The following is a 16,422-nucleotide window of genomic DNA, read 5'->3' on the forward strand; positions in this document are numbered from 1 at the left end:
CGATTCCGTGCCCGTCCCCGGCGCCCCGGCGCCCGGCTCCACAAGTGACACGAAAGCAGGAGATGCGCCGAGCCGATCTTTCCTAGGGTTCAGCACAGCGGCGAACGAAGCCACTCGATGCGCCAAAACCACGGGGAGTCTCCATGTACCTGTTCAACCGCAAGGCACTGGCCGCGATCGGGGTGGCGGTGGCCGCCACGACGACCTTGCTGGCCGCGCCGGCGCAGGCCGCCACCACCGGCACGGCCCAGGTGCTCGGGGAGCACAACAGCGTCGTCCGGTTCACCGCCGCGGCGGGCAAGGCGAACACGCTGGTCATCACGATCTCGGGCCGCACGGTCACGCTCAACGACCGGGTCGCGATCAAGGCCGGCAAGGGCTGCAAGGCGGTCAAGGGCGACCGGACCAAGGTCAGGTGCACCACCGCACGCACGCCGACCGAGCTCAGCGTGACGCTCGGGAACAAGAACGACCGGGTCACCAACAAGACCGGCGTGCCGATGGTCGCCGAGGGTGGTTCCGGCAACGACACCCTGACCGGCGGGTCGAACCGCAACCGGCTGTTCGGCGGCAGCGGCAACGACAAGCTCACCGGCGGCGCCCGCACCGACGCGATCGACGGCGGCAAGGGCAACGACACCATCTACGGCGGCAAGGGCGACGACTGGCTGCAGGGCGGCGTCGGCAACGACACCATCTACGGCGGCAAGGGCGACGACTGGCTGCAGGGCGGCGTCGGCAACGACACCATCTACGGCCAGGCCGGCGACGACACCCTCCTCGGCGGCCCCGGCAAGGACAAGCTCAGCGGCGGCGCCGGCACGGACGAGATCACCGGGTAGCCGGCCAGCCGCATGGCGCACGTCGTTGTTCTCAACGTGCGCCATGCCAGCGCGGCGCACGTCGTTGTTCTCAACGTGCGCCATGCCAGCGCGGCGCACGTCGTTGTTCTCAACGTGCGCCTCGCCAGCGCGGCGCACGTCGTTGTTCTCAGCGTGCGCCTCGCCGGCGCCGGCCACCTCGTGACCGTGCCGCTGCGCGCCGGCGCGTGGGCTCGCCGTGACCGCCCGACGTTCGCCATTCAGTGCAGTCGCAGCCTCAGCGGCAGCCTTCCCGCAGATCTTGATGAGCTAAAACGTTCCAGCCACACCACACCACTACAAGGTCCACCACTCGCGCCCCTTTCCTCCTGAGATGCCCCCCAACCTCCACGGGCCAATCCCGCATCCGGATGAACCCGGCAACGTGCTGGATCACGGGGGACCGTGACGCGCACACCCACCAGCCGGACCCGCCGGAGGTCTTCGCCTGGCGGCGCCGGCTGACCACCGGGGCGCGGGCGCCGCCGAGGGCGTGGGCTACCTGCGGCGGACCGAGCACGTGTTCGCCGAGGCCGGCAACATCAACACGGCGCTGCGGCGTACCGATGGCGAGTTCGTGGTCATCCTGGACGCGGCGCCCTACCGCACATGCAGGACCAGGGGGTCGTGTTCGTGCGGACGCCGCGGGCCTTCCCCAGCGCGCACCCCGGGCCGGCATCGTCGTCGAGCCAGGCGGCGACCATGGGCTGCACGCTGCGGCGAAGGGGCTCGACCGCACCGTCAAGGCGGCGGTGCGGCGGTGCGGCGGTGCGGCGGGTCGTGCCGCGTGTCGCCGACCCGAACGATTCCGGCGTCGCTCACGGGTTCCTGCGGGTGGTCCTGCTGCCGGCGACTGCCGAGGAGACCCGCGGTGGTGGACACCCGTACCGGCCGCCCTGCGCTGACGTCCTGCCTGGCTATCCCGGCGCGCCGAGAGGGTTGGTTGCGGGCCGGTGGCAGGGCAGGCGCACGGTCAGCGTGGTGCCGGGTGGGTCCTCGTCGCTGGTGGCGACGATGCTCCCGCCGTGCAGCTCGACGATGGTGCGGGCCAGCGACAGGCCGAGCCCGGTGCCGGGGATGGCGCGCTGCCCGGCGGTGGCGGTGCGGAAGAACCGGTCGAAGAGCCGTTCGCGTTCGGCCTCGGAGATGACCGGCCCGGTGTTGGACACGCTGAGCCGGGCCGCGGTCCCGTCGACGGCGACGCGCACGGTGACCCGGCCGGCGTCGTCGACCCAGGCGAACGCGTTGGCGAGAAGCTCGTCGGCGACCTGGGCCAGCCGGTGCGGGTCGCCCCACACGGTCACCTGCTCGGGCAGGTCGACGTCGAGGGTGACGTCCGCGGCGTGGGTGTGGGCGGCGGTGCTGCTGGCGCGCAGGACGGCACCGAGGTCCATGTCGCGGGGCTGCACGGTGATGTGCCCGGCCTGCAGACCGGCGATGTCCAGGAGCTTGTCGATGATGGTGTGCAGATCGGCGACCCGGCGCTGCACCACGTGCAGCATCATGTCGCGGTCCCCGGCCGGCAGGTCGGGATCGCCGAGGATCATCTCGGTGTATGAGCCGATGCTGGTCAGCGGCGTGCGGATCTCGTGACCGACCAGGGCGATGTACTCGTCGCGGCTCCGGTCGAGCTCGGCGGCCAGGGCGCCGGCGCGGCAGCGTTCGAGGAACTGGCCGATGTGCGCGGCGATGCCGGTCATGACCGCGGTGCGCGCGTCGTCCTCGCTCTCGGCGTAGACGCTGTAGCAGGTCAGCACCCCGCGGGTGACCGAGCCGATGGGCACCGGGACGGTCACCGCCGAGCGCAGCTCACCCCAGTCGAGGGTCTGCGCGCGGGCGTCGGCGTCCGTGCACAGGTCCACGGCCCAGACCGCCTCGGACGTCTGCCAGGCCCGTCCGGGCATCCCGTCGCCGTAGCCGAGGCTGTCGGGCAGGCCGCCCGGTGGCGGGACGTGCGCGTCGTCGCTCCAGCAGAATTCCCGGCGCAGGACGTTGCCGACCTCGTCGACACCCCAGAATTCGGTGGCCGCCCAACCCAGCATCCGCCCGATGGCGGTGATGGCCTCGGCGAGCCGGTCGTCGGTGTTCTCGGTGTCGGAACCGGACAGGATCCGGCGTACCGCGAGCTCACAGTCCTTCAGCAGCGCGGTGCTGTGGGTCTGGGTGACGTCCTGCATGGTGACCACCGCGCCGAGCAGCGCACCGGTCGCGTCGACGATCGGCTGCGCGTCGGCGAGCAGCATCGACGGCCGTTCGTGCGGTCGTTTGACCACGACTTCGATCTCGTGCAGGCGTTCGCCGTCCAGTGCCCGCAGCAACGGCACCGCCGCGGGCGGCAAGGTGGCGGCGGGGTCGGTCGCCAGCCGTCGCTCGGCCCACACCCGAAGGTCGAGGTCGCCGGGCAGTTCGCCGTTGAGCCGGCGGTTCGCCGCGTTGGTGAAGACCAGCCGGCCGTCGGCGTCGCACGCCGCGACGCCCGACTGCAGGCTGTCGAGCAGGGCGTCGAGCAGCCGGCGCGCCCGGTCGGCCCGGCCGTGCGACAGCTGCTCGATGACAAACGTGGTGCACGCCTGCGCACCCTCGTCCACCGCGGCGAGGTGGCCGGGCTCCCAGGTGCGCGGGTGGTAGTCCAGCACCGCGCACACCCCGGCCAGGTCCCCGGCGGCGTCGCGGATCGGGAAGCCGACGTAGGCCCGCTCACCCACCGCATGCCCCGGGTCGTCCTGCGGCACCCGGGCGTCCGACCGCACATCGGCGATCACCACCGGCAGTCCTTCGGCGATGACAAGACCGCCCAGGGTCGACGACACCGGCACCGAAGGGGCGGATGCCCACGGCGCGGGCAGTCCACAGCTGCCCACCAGCCGCAGCTGGTCACCCTCCAGCAGATGGATCATCGCGGTGGGCGCCTGCGCGGCCTGCGCGGTCAGCACGGCCAAATGCCCCGCGGCGACCTGCGACAACAGGCCGGAGCTCAGCTCCAGGCGCCCGGACTGCACCGGCACCGGCTGCTCCTCGCGTACCCGTCCCCGCTCGGCCATGAGGACCTCCAAGAACGACCGTACCGGAAATAGCGCAACATATCGGGCGATTGATTGGATTGATCTTCGCCAGTTCCGGCGTCGCCGGCGGCCCGGCCCTCCGGCTAGGCTCTCCGCATGGCAGCGGACCGGGTCGGCCGGCACCTGTCCGCGGGCTTCGCCGTCGTGGCCTCGACCTACGTCATCGCCGGCGTTGCCGCCTGGGCCGTGGTCGCCGCTTTCCCTGGCCGGCACCCGCTGCTGCTCACCTTCGCCGCCGACCTCGTCGCCACCGCCGTGTTCGCCGCGAGCACGGTGGTCGCCAACGCGAGCCTCTACGATCCCTATTGGAGCGTCGCACCGGCCGTGATCGTGGTCGGGTGGGTGCTGGGGCAGACCGGCGCCGACCCCAGCGCGCTCACCGGCCGCCAGGCGGCTGTCGTGCTGCTCGTGCTCGCCTGGGCGATCCGGCTGACCGCCAACTGGGCGTCGTCGTGGCGCGGCCTGCACCACGAGGACTGGCGGTACGTGCAGGTGCGCGAGCGACGCCCGCGCCTGCTGCCGTGGTGGCTGATCAACCTCACCGGCATCCAGCTCCTGCCCACGCTGGTGGTGTTCGCCGGCCTGCTCCCGGTCTGGCCCGCCGTGACGGCGACCGGGAGGCCGTGGGGGCTCGCCGACCTCGCCGCCGTGGTGGTGACCGCCGCCGCCATCGCCGTCGAGGCCGTCGCGGACCGGCAGCTGCGCCGGTTCGCGCGCGACCCCGCCCACCGGGGCCGCACGCTCGACAGCGGACTGTGGCGGTACTCGCGGCATCCGAACTACCTCGGCGAGATCGGTTTCTGGTGGGGCATGTGGCTGTTCGGCCTGGCCGCCGCACCGTCCTGGTGGTGGACGGTGCTCGGCCCGATCGCCGTGGTCCTGCTCTTCACGACGGTCAGCGTGCCCCTGATGGACCGCAGGTCACTGTCCCGCCGCCCGTCCTACGCCGACCACATGCGCCGGGTGCCGGCCCTGCTCCCCCGCAAGCCGCGTTCTCCGTAGATCACGCGAGGGTCTTGCAGAGGTTCTCCATCGTGCCGAGCTGAACCGGGACCTCCCGGACACCGCCCGGCCGGTCGATCACCACGAAGTCCCCGTGAGTGATGTAGTCGCCGCCGGGGAATCCGGTGTTGGCCGCCCGCACCGGCAGCGCGTTGTGCCCGTGGAGCTGCTGGATCCTCGAGCCGTCCGCCAAGGAGTACACGCGGATGCTGCCGGTCGCGTCACGCACGACCGACCGGCCGTTGCCGGTGTTGGTGAACCGGATGACCAGCACCCCGCGGAAGTCCTGCACCCGCGGCGAGCCGTCCGGGAACGTCGCGAGGGTGCGCATCCACTCGCGGTCGGCGACGATGTCACCCTTCACCTCGAAGGAGCAGATCTGCCCCGCCGCGAGGACGAACGGCGGCGTGCTGGTCGGCTCCCAGCCCCCGCCGCCACCACCGTCGGGTGCGGCAGCCGCGGGAACCGCGGTCACCGCGACCAGAGCCGCGGCCAGCAGCACTGTCTTCACCACTCGCATGTCGACCTCCGTAAATCCGTGACACCTGTCCCGGAAATGGTGGGTCAGCCCACGCGGCGGCTCCACGATTCGGTCCTCGCCGAATGGTCACCGGTCGCGGCGGCGCCCAGCAGGTCGGTGCCGAGCAGCGTGCGCTGGTACAGCACCGACCGCCCGGACCGGCGGGCGGTGACCAGGCCGGACCGGCGCAGCACCGACAGGTGCTCGCTGACCGACGCCGCGCTCTGCCCGAGCTCCCGGGCGACCTGGGTGGTGGACAGCGGCAGGTCCAGCTTCGCCAGCAGCGTCGCGCGGCTGCGCCCCAGCAGGTCCGCGATGGGCAGCTCCGGCCGCCGCGCCGCGCCGTCCCAGACCTGCCCGACACCGCGCGGGCTGTAGATCAGCTTCGGCGCCCGCGGATCGGTGTCGACCAGCAGCGAGGGCCAGACGAACACACAGGGCACCAGCAGCACGCCGGCGCCGTCGAGCCGGCTCTGCGACTGCCACGTGGGCCAGCGGATCCGCAGGGCGTCCTGCGCGTACTCCAGCTCCGGGTGCAGGTTGCCCAGCAGCCGCACGATGCCGCCGGACGTGAGCTGGTCGGCGCGGTGGCCGACCTCCGCATCGAGCAGCGCGGCCAGCCGGGGCCAGATCGGCTCGATCGCGGCCGTCCAGTAGCCCCGCACCTCGGCGGCGAGCCGGCCGAGCTGACGTTCCGGGTCCTCGTACAGCGGGACGAGCGCCGCCGGCAGCGGCGCCGCACCGCCGAGCAGGTCCAGCTGCGACCGGACGACCGCCTCCGGGGTGGCACGCAGGCGGTCCAGCTCGTCGGCGAACCTGGTGTCCAGCCGATCCGGCGACGGGGTCAGGAAGTCCGGGAAGTACCGCGGGTCGCCGAGCAGCGGCCGGAGCAGGTCGAGCCGCAGGCCGGCGACGGCGCCCCGGACCGAGCGCGCCCACGGCTGGTGCATCCGCGCCCGATCGGCCCGCCGTCCGATGATCATGCTGGTCATGAGCTCGTGCATCGGCGAGCGGGCGAACCGGATCCGCGCCAGGTCACCGGACTCGCACAGCAGCTCGATCACCCATTGACGGTAACTTATGGTGGTGGCGGCAGCACAGCGCGCGGGATGCGCACCCGCCCGCCGCGACGTGCGGCCGGGCATGATCGCGCCGCGCGAGCCGGTCGTGCGGGCTACCGGTGGCTGACCCGCACCGGCAGCCGGTGGCAGATGAACTCGGCGGCCTGCCACGCCGCCGGCGGGTCGAGGTTGGCCAGCACGGCCACGACGTGGCCGCTGCCGGGATAGATCGTCAGTTCGGCGCTCGCGCCCGGTGACCCACCGAGACAACCGAGCGTACGGACGCCGTAGACCGTGCGATCGAGGAAGCCGTACGCGACGCACCTGCCGCTCCAGCCGGCGTTCAGCTTCGCCGTGGTCACCAGGGTGGTGTGCCGCGCGTCGAGCAGCCGGTGCCCGGTGAGCGCGGTGGCGAACCGCCACAGATCCTCGACCGTGGTGTAGCCGCCACCCGCGGGTGAGCCCCGGTACGGCAACATGTCGGTGTCCCGCGTGACCTGCCCGCTCTCGGCGGTGTACCCGACGGCCAGCTCGGCCACCGTCCCGTCGTACGGCAGCGCCCCGGTGCGGGTCATGCCCGCCGGCGCGAACACGTGGTCGTCCACATAGTCGTAGTAGCTCTGCCCACTCACCTGCTCGATCACGGCGCCCAGCAGGACGAACCCGTAGTTGCTGTAGTCGTACCAGGCACCCGGCTCGTACAGCGGACCCCGCCCGCCGAGCAGCCGCACGAAGTCCGCGACAGTGCGGACGTCCCGGTGGTGTTCCTCGTACTCCGGACCGAAGATGTCCCCGGTGCCGCCGGTGTGCGTCAGCAGCTGATGGACGGTGACCTTGGTGGCCACGTCCCGGTTGGGGTAGCCGGTCAGATAGGCGCCCACCGGGGCCGCGGGATCCACCAGGCCGGCCTGGATCAGCCGGCCCACCGCCACCGCCGTGAACATCTTGGTCAGCGACCCGTTGCGGAAACGGGTCGACACCTCGTTCGGGATCTTCTCCTCGCGATCGGCCAGGCCGTACGCCTCGGCCAGCACTCTCTCGCCGCCGCGGCCGACCAGCACCGCCCCGGCGAAGCGCCACTCCGCCGCCTCCGCCTCCGCTATCGCCCGGAAGCCACGGATCCAGTCGTTGTTCCCACCGCCCGTCTCGTCCATGTCGCGACGCTAGGCCGGGCGGCCCCGGCAGACCACCGATTTTCCGGGGGCAGAATCAATCGAGAAAATGTTACGCCGGCCGCATCGCATAAGTCGCGCCAATGCCATTCCACCGGTTCTTGAATAACCGGAAACATTCTGGCAACATTGCCGCATATCTATGGGAGCGCTCCCAGGGCGTCACCCTCCTTTCAGGAGCGAATTGATGAAAAAACTCGGAGTGGCCGGCGCCGTCATGCTCACCGCGGCCGCGGTTGCCGTGGCGCTGCCCGCCGGGGCCGCGGCCGCCGGCTGCGCGGTGAAGTACACCGTGTCGTCGCAGTGGCAGGGTGGCTTCGGCGCCGACGTCACCATCACCAATCTCGGCGACCCGCTGACCGGCTGGACCCTGACCTGGTCCTACAGCGCCGGTCAGACGGTCACGCAGGCCTGGAACACGACGCTGACCCAGAACGGCGCCGCGGTCACCGCCAGGAACGTCAGCTACAACGGGTCCATCGCCACCAACGGCACGGCCTCGTTCGGCTTCAACGGCTCCTCGCCCGGCAGCAACCCCGCGCCGACCGCCTTCGCGCTCAACGGCGTGGCCTGCACCGGCGGCACGACGACGCCGACCACCGGGCCGACCACCCCGCCCACGACGCCGCCGACCACCGGGCCCGTCACCACGCCCGACGTCACGGTCAACACCGCCACCAGATACCAGACCGTCGACGGGTTCGGCGCCGCGGTGTCGATCTGGGGCGGCGCCTGGTCGACGGCCGAGACGCAGACGCTGGTCGGCACGGGCGCCGGTCAACTCGGGCTGTCGATCGTGCGTACCGGGATATCGCCGGTCTCCGGTGAATGGCCGACCCAGGTGAACGCGCTGAAGACCGCAAAATCGTACGGCTCGAATGTGAAGATCCTCGCGTCGCCGTGGACCGCGCCGGCGGCGTGGAAGACGAACAACAGCCGGATCAACGGCGGCAAGCTGAAGACCGACTACTACGACGACTATGCCAATCATCTGAACAGCTACGTCCAGTACATGAAGAACCAGGGCGTGGCGATCGACGTGACCTCGGTGCAGAACGAGCCGGACTGGCACCCGGCCTACGACTCGATGGACTGGAGCGGCACCGAGCTGCGTGACTTCGTCCGCGACCAGGGCGCGAAGGTGCAGAACACCAGGCTGATGGTCGCCGAGGCGGTGAACCTGAACTACGGCTACACCGATCCGACCCTGAACGACGCGGGCGCCCGGAACAACGTCGGCTACCTCGGCGGCCACCTGTACGGCACCGAGGACTCGGGGCGGCTGAAGCCGTACCCGCTGGCCGACCAGCACGGCAAGCCGGTGTGGATGACCGAGTGGAACTTCCACGAGGCCGACGGCAGCGGCTCCAACATCTGGGGCAACCCGGGCAACCAGGCGGTCTGGGACGAGACCCTCGACGACATCATGCGCACCGTGCACAAGTCGATGGAGTCCAACTGGAGCGCCTACATCTGGTGGTACGGCAAGCGCTACTACTCCTTCATCGGTGACGGCGAGTCCGCGTACGGCACCACCGCGGGAGCCCCGCTCAAGCGCGGGTACGCCTTCTCCCAGTTCGCCAAGTACGTCCGCCCCGGATACCAGCGGGTCGCCCTGACCAAGAGCACCAAGGCCGCGCCGCTGGAGGTGACCGCGTACCAGGGCGGCGGCAAGATCACGCTGGTGATCCTCAACCGCTCGACCAGCGCGGTCAGCAACGCCGTGCTCCAGGCGCCGCAGCACGTCACCCGGGCGGAGCACTACCTGACCTCCCAGAACGCCAACGCGGCCGGTCAGCCGACCAGCGTCAACGGCGGACAGGTCACCGTCACCGTCCCGGCCCGCAGCATCTCCACCGTGGTGTTCACCCTGTAGCGGCTCAGCTCGGCCGGCGCAGCGGGATGGGGTTGTCGTCCGGCAGCACCGTCCAGGCGCGGGCGGCGAGCGGCGCCAGCAGGTCGGCGCACCGCTCGGCGCCCGCGTCGCCCAGGTGCCGCCACGGCGTCTCGGCCAGCCGATCGGTGACCGCCTCGACCTCGGCGTACGCGTTGCGTCCCGCGGGGGTGGCCACGCCCTCGGCGGTGAGCCACCCGCGCTTCTCGAGCCGCCGCGCGGCGTCCTGCCACTGCTCGTCGGTCCAGCCGCGGGCCGGCTGGGTCACCTCGCGGAGGCGGCCGCCGTCCAGGCCCACCCGCCACACCAGCGACTCGCACCCGTCCACGCCCGCCGTGAGCAGCGCGGCCACGTGCCCGTCGCCGCGGTGCTCGCGCAGGATCGTGGCCGCGTGCCAGAGCCGGCCGATCGGGTCCGGCGGCCACGGCAGGTCGGCGTGGGCCGCGGCCAGCACCCGCCCGGGCAGGTCGGCCGCCCGCGCCGCCGAGCCGAGCAGGTCGGCGGCCTCAGCCACAGCGGACGGCGGCAGGTCCGGGAACAGGTCGGTCAGCGCCGCGCGCGCCCCGGCGGTCCGGGCGGCGATCGCCGCGGACGGGGCGATCCGCGTCCACACGTCCGGCAGGGCCCGCGACACCATGGCCGGCGCGAACCCGAAGAACGCGGCCGTCACCGGCCCCGGGCCGACCGCGCCGAGCGCCGCGGCCCGCCCGGCGAAGTAGCGCCGCCAGAAGCCGGTCAGCCCGGCTTCCCCGAAGGCGGCGGCGGCCTGCGGCGTGAAGTAGGTGACGGCGTGCAGGGGCTCGAACAGCGCCCACAGGCGGCGCGGGGCGGAGGGCACACTCATGGTCGTAGCCAAACGAGCCGCGGGGGCGCCGGTCAAGGTCCAGTACGCACCGGGTGGTTCGCGCGGGCACCGCCCCCGCGCGCCGTCAGAAGGGTGCGGGGCCTTGGCCTGCCAGCGACATCAGCACCTGCGAGGCGAGCAGCTTGCGCATGCCGGTGACGGAGACCGTGCCCAGCCGGTCGTAGGGCAGTTCCAGTTGCAGCCCGTCGACCGCGTTGCGGAGGTCCGTCGTGATCTCGTCCGGGCGGAACGTGCCGCCCCAGCCGTTGATCCCGCCGCGCTGGTTGGTGCTGAGGGAGGCCATGCCGGATATGCATGCGCCGTCGACCAGGATAAGCCTGGCGGGACCCGAGTAGGTCGTGGTCATAGTCGTCAACCCTTCAGGATGCAGCGCCGTGCAGGCACCACACCGAGACGGCGGGCATTCTGCCGATCAGACATTTTCGCGGTGCGGTGGTAAGCGGGTGAAACGGCGAACAGCGGCCCGCTGAAATCTCGGGCCGCCGTTCGCAGAACGTGAATCAGAGCGGGCGGATGTTCTCCGCCTGCGGGCCCTTCTGGCCCTGGGTGATGTCGAACTCCACCTTCTGGTTCTCGTCGAGGCTGCGGTAGCCGCTCGTCGAGATCGCGGAGAAGTGGGCGAAGACGTCCGCGCCACCGTCGTCCGGGCTGATGAAGCCGAAGCCCTTGTCAGCGTTGAACCACTTCACGGTACCTGTAGTCATGTCTGCTCCTTGGTGGGGACCGCACTGTGCGGTCCCGGGCGCCGCCGCGTTGATCACCCGCGTCGAAACGACACGAAAAACGAAAGGCGCCAGGATGGGTTTCAGATAACCCATCAGGCGCCGGAAAACGTCTACGGAAATCAAAACTGCAACAAGACGACCGTAGCACATGAGCCTGGGCGGGCCCGGTAGCGGCGGCTGAAACCGCCTTGGGTCATCCATTCTTGTGACGAACCCCCGGACACCACGGGGTGTCCGATCGTGGTCGCGGCCTTACGATCGTCACCGTGCCGCGGCCCCCCGGCGGGCACGGCAGACGAAGGTGACGGGGCTGCGTGCCGGCCAGGACGAGCCCCACCGGTGGAAGGGCAACGTGATGCGGGTCTTACTGGTCGCTCCTCCCGGCGCAGGCAAGGGCACTCAGGGCGCGCTGATCGCCACGCATTTCGGCATCCCGCACATCGCCACCGGTGACCTGCTGCGCGACCACGTGGCGCGGCGCACCGAGCTGGGCCGCGCCGTCCAGGACCGGCTCGACAAGGGTGAGCTGGTGCCCGACGACGTCGTGCTCGACATGGTGCGGTCGGCGTTCCTGGACGCGAAGCACAGCGGCGGCGGCTACGTCCTGGACGGCATGCCCCGCAACATGCAGCAGGCCCGCGCGCTGTACGAGATCGGCCTGAGCCTCGGCATGACCGCGAACGTCGCCCTGCACCTGAAGGCCGACGACGAGGAGCTGACCCGCCGGCTGCTCGCCCGGGCGGCGCTGGAACGCCGTTCGGACGACACCGAGGAGATCATCCGCCGGCGGCTCGCCCTCTACCACGAGGTGACCCATCCGATCATCGACTGGTACGCCGGGCGCGGCATCCTGGTCTCGGTGGACGCCGTACGGCCGGTGGACCGGGTCGCGCGGCAGATCCTCACCGCGCTGGAGGCGATGCGCCCCCTGATCGACCACGTACCCGAACACGCCCGCCGCTCGGTGGACCTGACCGGCCTCGGCGCCGCCTTCGGCCAGAGCCCGCCCCGGGGCTGACCCGCCCGCCCCGGTCAGCCGGACGGCGGGAGCAGCAGTTCCACGCAGCAGGAGCCGGGGCGGGGAGCCAGGCGCGCCTCGGCGACCTCGTCGAGGCCGCCGAGCAGCCCGGTGACGAACCGGAGGTTGAGGTCGCAGACCAGCGCGGTGTGCCGGGCGGCCAGCGCGTGGAACGGGCAGTTGCCAAGCCGCATGCCCTCCGCCCGGCGGTCGGGCTCGAAGCCGAGGTGCTCGAGTGCGTCCGCGATGCTCGTGCCGAGCAGGCTCGCGCCCAGGTCACGGCCACGCCGACCGGCCACCTCGGCCGGGGCCTGGCCGCTGCTCGCGGCCTCGGCGAGGATGTCCGCGATCAGCTCGTACTGCCGTTGCGGGATCGTGACGGCCAGGCCGTCGCCGAGCGGCTCGTACACCTTCGGGGCGCGGCCACGGCCGCGCGGCCGGCCGGCCGGAGCCTCGTACCGGGCGGTGAGCAGGCCGGCCTCCACCAGCTTGTCCAGATGGAACGCCGCCAGGCCGCGGGACATCGCGGTCGCCTCGGCCGCCTCTTCCCGGCCGACCGGGTGGTCCTGCCGGCGCACGTAGTCGTACAGGGCTCGGCGGGAAGCGTCGACCAGGGTGGCCACGGCGATCCAGGGGTCGGTCACCCCCGCAGATTATCACCAACCGCCGCTATTGAATTTGCGCGGCCGAGGGTCCAGGATGGCAATAACGCCAATCGGCGCTAGCGAAAACCCTGGAAGGCCCTCGATGACGGTCACCGCAGAACGGATCATTCCTCGCCGCACCGGCCGCGACCCGGGCGGCGCCGAACGCGCGGCGGCGGAGTTCCTGAGCGCCCTGGGCCTCGACCTGACGGCGCCGGGCCTGGCCGAGACGCCGGCGCGGATGGCTCGCGCCTACGCGGAGTTGCTGACCCCGCGCGCCTTCGACCTCACCACCTTCGACAACGACGAGGGCTACGACGAGCTCGTGCTGGCCCGCTCGATCCCGATCAGGTCGCTGTGTGAGCACCACCTGCTGCCGTTCGTCGGCGTCGCGCATGTCGGCTACCTGCCCGGCGGCCGCATCCTCGGCCTGTCGAAGCTCGCCCGCGTGGTGGAGCTCTTCGCGCACGGCGCCCAGGTGCAGGAACGGCTCACCAAGCAGATCGCCGGCTGGCTCGACCAGCACCTGCACGCCCGCGGCGTCGGCGTGGTCATCGAGGCCGAGCACCTCTGCATGAGCCTGCGCGGCGTACAGGCCGTCGGCGCCCGCACCGTCACGTCCACGCTGCTCGGCACCCTGCGCGACGACGGCCGTTCCCGGGCCGAGTTCTTCGCCCTCGCCGGGATCGGCGGCCGGTGATGGCCGACAACCGCACCTTCGTCATCGTCGGCGCCGGACTCGCCGGCGCCACCGCCGCCGAGACCCTGCGCGCGGAGGGATTCACCGGCCGGGTGGTCCTGCTCGGCAGCGAGCCGGAACGCCCGTACGAGCGGCCGCCGCTGTCCAAGGGCCTGCTGCTCGGCACCACCGAGCGCGACGCCGTCCACGTGCACGACACGACGTGGTATCCCGACCACGCCGTCGAGCTGCGCACCGCCTGCACCGTCACCGCGATCGACCGGGCGGCCCGGCGGGTGCGGCTGACCGGCGGCGAGGAACTCGGCTACGACAAGCTCCTGCTCGCTACCGGCGCCACCCCGCGAGACCTCCCGGTGGCCGGCGCCGACCTGCCCGGGGTGCTGCAGCTGCGCACCCTCGCCGACTCCGCACGGATCGCGGACGCCGTGGCCGACGGCACCCGGCTCGTCGTGATCGGCGCCGGCTGGATCGGCCTGGAGGTCGCCGCGGCGGCCCGCGCGCGCGGCGCCACGGTCACGGTCGTCGAGACGGCCGACCTGCCCCTGCAGCGCGTGCTGGGCGACCGGATGGCCGCCGTCTTCGCCGGCCTGCACCGCCGGCACGGGGTCGTCTTCCACTTCGGCGCCCGTACCCGGGAGATCCGCGGCACCGACCGGGTCTCGCAGGTCGTCCTCGACGACGGCACCGTCCTGGACGCCGACGTCGTCCTGATCGCGGTCGGCGTCACCCCGGAGACCGGGCTGGCCGAGCGGGCGGGCCTGCCGGTGGACAACGGCATCCTCGTCGACGGCCGGCTGGGCACCGACGACCCGGACATCTTCGCCGCCGGCGACGTCGCCAACGTCGCCCACCCGCTGCTCGGCGCCCGGGTCCGGGTCGAGCACTGGTCCCACGCCCTGCACTCCGGTCCGGCCGCGGCCCGCGCGATGCTCGGCCAGGACATCCGGTACGACCGGCTGCCGTACTTCTTCACCGACCAGTACGACCTGGGCATGGAGTACGCGGGCTGGATCCCGCCCGGAGCCGCCACGGAGCTGGTGATCCGGGGCGACCTCGACCGGCTCGAGTTCGTGGCGTTCTGGACGATCGACGGCCGGGTGGCCGCGGGCATGAACGTCAACGTCTGGGACGTCACCGACCCGATCCAGGACCTGATCCGCGCCGGGCTGGCCGGCACCCGGGTGGACCGGGCCGCGCTGGAGGATCCCGCGGTCCCGCTCGCGGCGCTCAGCTCATGACCGGCTCTCGCCCGCAGGTGCGGGCAGCGGGAGCGGCGTGCAGGCGGCGGCGATCCCGGCGGCTCACGCCGGCGCCTGCTCCCGGGAGCCTCTGCAGCACGGCTCAGACGTGGGGTGGGATGTCGCTGCACGCCTGGCACGCCTCGCAGCCGACGTCGAACAGCGAGCAGGCCAGGCAGGTCAGCGCGCACTGCCAGTCGCCGGACTCCGCGACGGCCCCTTTCACGGTGGCCCGCTCGAACAGGGCCGTGCCGTGGGCCGCGACGGCGTTGCGCAGCGCCGTGTCGAGCCGGTCCGGGTCGCCGCGCAGGGCCTCGCGGATCAGCAGCGTGTCGCCGTAGATATCTGCGTCATCGGCGCCGCCGTCGACGGAGAGCGTGATCCGGGACAGCGAGCCCGTCCGGAGGGCGGCCGCCAGGAACAGGGCGGTGGCCCGGTCGTCCTGCGAGCCGCCGTCGAGGCGTTCCAGTCCCGCGCGGACCTCGTCGTCGACCTGATCCGTCAGGTCGAGATCCTTGGTCAGCCCGCCGAACCGGTGAAGCACCCGTTGTACCGCTACCCGTTGCATGGTCATCACTTCCGCGCTGTCAGCAAAGCCGCGTGACCTGTCAGAACGTCACGCTAGACCGCGGCGGCCGGGCGCGACAGTAACCGATCGGGCGCTACCCGTATCCCATGGCGGGGATGACCCCCTCGAGTGATCGTTCGACGTACCCGCGGGTTGCGGGGTCGAACTGGTCCTTGCGGTTGTCCAGGCGGTGCGGCTCGAACGTCGATCGGGTCGCGTGGTCGTCGACGCCGAGCCGGGCGAACAGGGCGCGGCGCTGCCCGGGCCAGTCGGCGGCGAGATCCTCGGCCCGCACCTCCACGTAGCGCCGGCCCGTCAGGTCGGCCGTGGTCTTCCAGGTCAGCCATCGGTCGTAGACCGGCTTGAGCCAGGCGAGCGCGCCGTCGACCGTGGACGGCGCCCAGGGCTGGTCGACGTGCGACGCGACCACCGCGACCGGGTGGCGCTTGATGTGCACGATGGTCGCCTCGGGGACCAGCTCCCAGAGGAAGTCCATGCACAGCAGGTTGAACGGGGTCTTCTCGCACCAGCCCGGCTTTCCGGCGTCGGCGGCCGCTCCCCCGAACATCGTGTCGACGGCGCGGCGCAGGATCGTGAGCAGGTCGCGGCGATCGCTGAAGTATCTCGGCAGCGCCCGCCGGTGGCGCTGCGGCTCGAACGGCCCGGCCGGCCAGTCGGCGTGCCGGGCCCCCGCCGCGGGCACGGCCTCGTCGTACGTGCAGGCGACGAGCTCCGACCACAGCCGTCCCACCGCGTCCCAGTAGTGCCGCTCCCCGATCGCCATCGGCACGGTGTAACCCCGATCGCGGCCGAGCCGGCCGGGCAGCCGCACCGTCAGCATGTCACCCAGCCTGCGGAGCGCGTCCTCCCCGACGATGGGGTCGCACCGGATCGTGAGAGCGTCCGCCAGGTCCCGCAGGCCGCCCGGATCGACGATGAACCGGGTCTCGATCGGGATCCGGTGGATCAGCGGGTGCTCGCCGAGGATGTCCGCGAGCTGCGAGGTTCCCGAACGACCCGTACCCGCGACGAAGACCGGTGAGGGGGTGGACATGGCGTTCAGCTAAGTCCCGGAGCCGCGCCCGCGCAACGA

General features: G+C 72.0%; 17 protein-coding genes. 7 read left to right on the plus strand and 10 right to left on the minus strand.

Annotation, left to right across the window (positions count from 1 at the left end; translation table 11 throughout):
• Nucleotides 1–143: 143 nt before the first annotated feature.
• Nucleotides 144–842 (plus strand): calcium-binding protein, encoded by a 699-nt coding sequence (locus tag ACIBQZ_RS36635; protein ID WP_396093478.1) that lies wholly within the window; start codon nt 144–146, stop codon nt 840–842.
• Between the two features lie 12 nt (nt 843–854).
• Nucleotides 855–1,193, plus strand: a complete 339-nt coding sequence (locus tag ACIBQZ_RS36640; RefSeq protein WP_396093479.1) for a hypothetical protein — start codon at nt 855–857, stop codon at nt 1,191–1,193.
• A 584-nt stretch (nt 1,194–1,777) separates the two neighbouring features.
• Here ACIBQZ_RS36640 and ACIBQZ_RS36645 read toward each other — a convergent pair.
• Nucleotides 1,778–3,901, minus strand: a complete 2,124-nt coding sequence (locus ACIBQZ_RS36645) for an ATP-binding protein (RefSeq protein ID WP_396093480.1) — start codon at nt 3,899–3,901, stop codon at nt 1,778–1,780.
• Nucleotides 3,902–4,018: 117 nt separating this feature from the next.
• On the opposite strand from ACIBQZ_RS36645, the gene ACIBQZ_RS36650 reads away from it, so the two are divergent.
• Nucleotides 4,019–4,924: a DUF1295 domain-containing protein gene (locus tag ACIBQZ_RS36650; protein ID WP_396093481.1), complete on the plus strand. Its 906-nt coding sequence runs from the start codon at nt 4,019–4,021 to the stop codon at nt 4,922–4,924.
• A 1-nt stretch (nt 4,925) separates the two neighbouring features.
• Here ACIBQZ_RS36650 and ACIBQZ_RS36655 read toward each other — a convergent pair whose 3' ends face one another.
• From ACIBQZ_RS36655 to ACIBQZ_RS36665, 3 genes are all read right to left on the minus strand, one after another.
• Entirely contained in the window at nt 4,926–5,444 is a 519-nt protein-coding gene (locus ACIBQZ_RS36655; protein WP_396093482.1) for a hypothetical protein, read from the minus strand.
• A gap of 44 nt (nt 5,445–5,488) precedes the next feature.
• Entirely contained in the window at nt 5,489–6,508 is a 1,020-nt protein-coding gene (locus ACIBQZ_RS36660) for a DUF5937 family protein (RefSeq protein WP_396093483.1), read from the minus strand.
• Nucleotides 6,509–6,618: 110 nt separating this feature from the next.
• Nucleotides 6,619–7,659: a serine hydrolase domain-containing protein gene (locus tag ACIBQZ_RS36665; RefSeq protein WP_396093484.1), complete on the minus strand. Its 1,041-nt coding sequence runs from the start codon at nt 7,657–7,659 to the stop codon at nt 6,619–6,621.
• Between the two features lie 205 nt (nt 7,660–7,864).
• Between ACIBQZ_RS36665 and ACIBQZ_RS36670 the strand changes: the two genes are divergently transcribed.
• A complete protein-coding gene (locus tag ACIBQZ_RS36670; protein WP_396093485.1) occupies nt 7,865–9,553 on the plus strand; it encodes a cellulose binding domain-containing protein in 1,689 nt (562 codons plus the stop codon).
• A 4-nt stretch (nt 9,554–9,557) separates the two neighbouring features.
• On the opposite strand, the gene ACIBQZ_RS36675 is transcribed toward ACIBQZ_RS36670, so the two are convergent.
• The 3 genes from ACIBQZ_RS36675 to ACIBQZ_RS36685 form a co-directional block, all read right to left on the minus strand.
• The gene (locus tag ACIBQZ_RS36675; RefSeq protein ID WP_396093486.1) at nt 9,558–10,415 is read right to left on the minus strand and encodes a hypothetical protein; all 858 of its coding nucleotides are present in this window, start codon (nt 10,413–10,415) and stop codon (nt 9,558–9,560) included.
• A gap of 85 nt (nt 10,416–10,500) precedes the next feature.
• Nucleotides 10,501–10,782 carry a hypothetical protein gene (locus ACIBQZ_RS36680; RefSeq protein WP_396093488.1) on the minus strand — a complete coding sequence of 94 codons (282 nt, stop codon included), beginning with the start codon at nt 10,780–10,782 and terminating at the stop codon, nt 10,501–10,503.
• A gap of 154 nt (nt 10,783–10,936) precedes the next feature.
• On the minus strand, nt 10,937–11,140 hold the full coding sequence (locus tag ACIBQZ_RS36685; RefSeq protein ID WP_203840614.1) for a cold-shock protein: 204 nt from the start codon (nt 11,138–11,140) through the stop codon (nt 10,937–10,939).
• A gap of 322 nt (nt 11,141–11,462) precedes the next feature.
• Here ACIBQZ_RS36685 and ACIBQZ_RS36690 point away from each other — a divergent pair, with 322 nt between their 5' ends.
• Entirely contained in the window at nt 11,463–12,179 is a 717-nt protein-coding gene (locus tag ACIBQZ_RS36690) for an adenylate kinase (RefSeq protein ID WP_396093489.1), read from the plus strand.
• 14 nt (nt 12,180–12,193) lie between these two features.
• Here ACIBQZ_RS36690 and ACIBQZ_RS36695 read toward each other — a convergent pair whose 3' ends face one another.
• Nucleotides 12,194–12,823 carry a helix-turn-helix transcriptional regulator gene (locus ACIBQZ_RS36695; RefSeq protein ID WP_396093490.1) on the minus strand — a complete coding sequence of 210 codons (630 nt, stop codon included), beginning with the start codon at nt 12,821–12,823 and terminating at the stop codon, nt 12,194–12,196.
• A gap of 103 nt (nt 12,824–12,926) precedes the next feature.
• Between ACIBQZ_RS36695 and folE the strand changes: the two genes are divergently transcribed.
• Together folE and ACIBQZ_RS36705 are read left to right on the plus strand one after the other, a co-directional pair.
• The gene (folE, locus tag ACIBQZ_RS36700) at nt 12,927–13,523 is read left to right on the plus strand and encodes a GTP cyclohydrolase I FolE (RefSeq protein WP_396093491.1); all 597 of its coding nucleotides are present in this window, start codon (nt 12,927–12,929) and stop codon (nt 13,521–13,523) included.
• On the plus strand, nt 13,523–14,761 hold the full coding sequence (locus tag ACIBQZ_RS36705) for an NAD(P)/FAD-dependent oxidoreductase (protein WP_396093492.1): 1,239 nt from the start codon (nt 13,523–13,525) through the stop codon (nt 14,759–14,761). Before folE ends, ACIBQZ_RS36705 begins: the two co-directional genes overlap by 1 nt.
• 103 nt (nt 14,762–14,864) lie before the next feature.
• Here ACIBQZ_RS36705 and ACIBQZ_RS36710 read toward each other — a convergent pair whose 3' ends face one another.
• Both ACIBQZ_RS36710 and ACIBQZ_RS36715 read right to left on the minus strand, forming a co-directional pair.
• Nucleotides 14,865–15,305 carry a hypothetical protein gene (locus tag ACIBQZ_RS36710; RefSeq protein WP_396093493.1) on the minus strand — a complete coding sequence of 147 codons (441 nt, stop codon included), beginning with the start codon at nt 15,303–15,305 and terminating at the stop codon, nt 14,865–14,867.
• Between the two features lie 118 nt (nt 15,306–15,423).
• Complete coding sequence (locus ACIBQZ_RS36715; RefSeq protein WP_396093494.1) at nt 15,424–16,383, minus strand: sulfotransferase family protein; 960 nt, start codon at nt 16,381–16,383, stop codon at nt 15,424–15,426.
• Nucleotides 16,384–16,422: the final 39 nt, after the last annotated feature.

The sequence above is a fragment of the Actinoplanes sp. NPDC049599 genome (assembly GCF_044465625.1).
GTDB lineage: Bacteria > Actinomycetota > Actinomycetes > Mycobacteriales > Micromonosporaceae > Actinoplanes.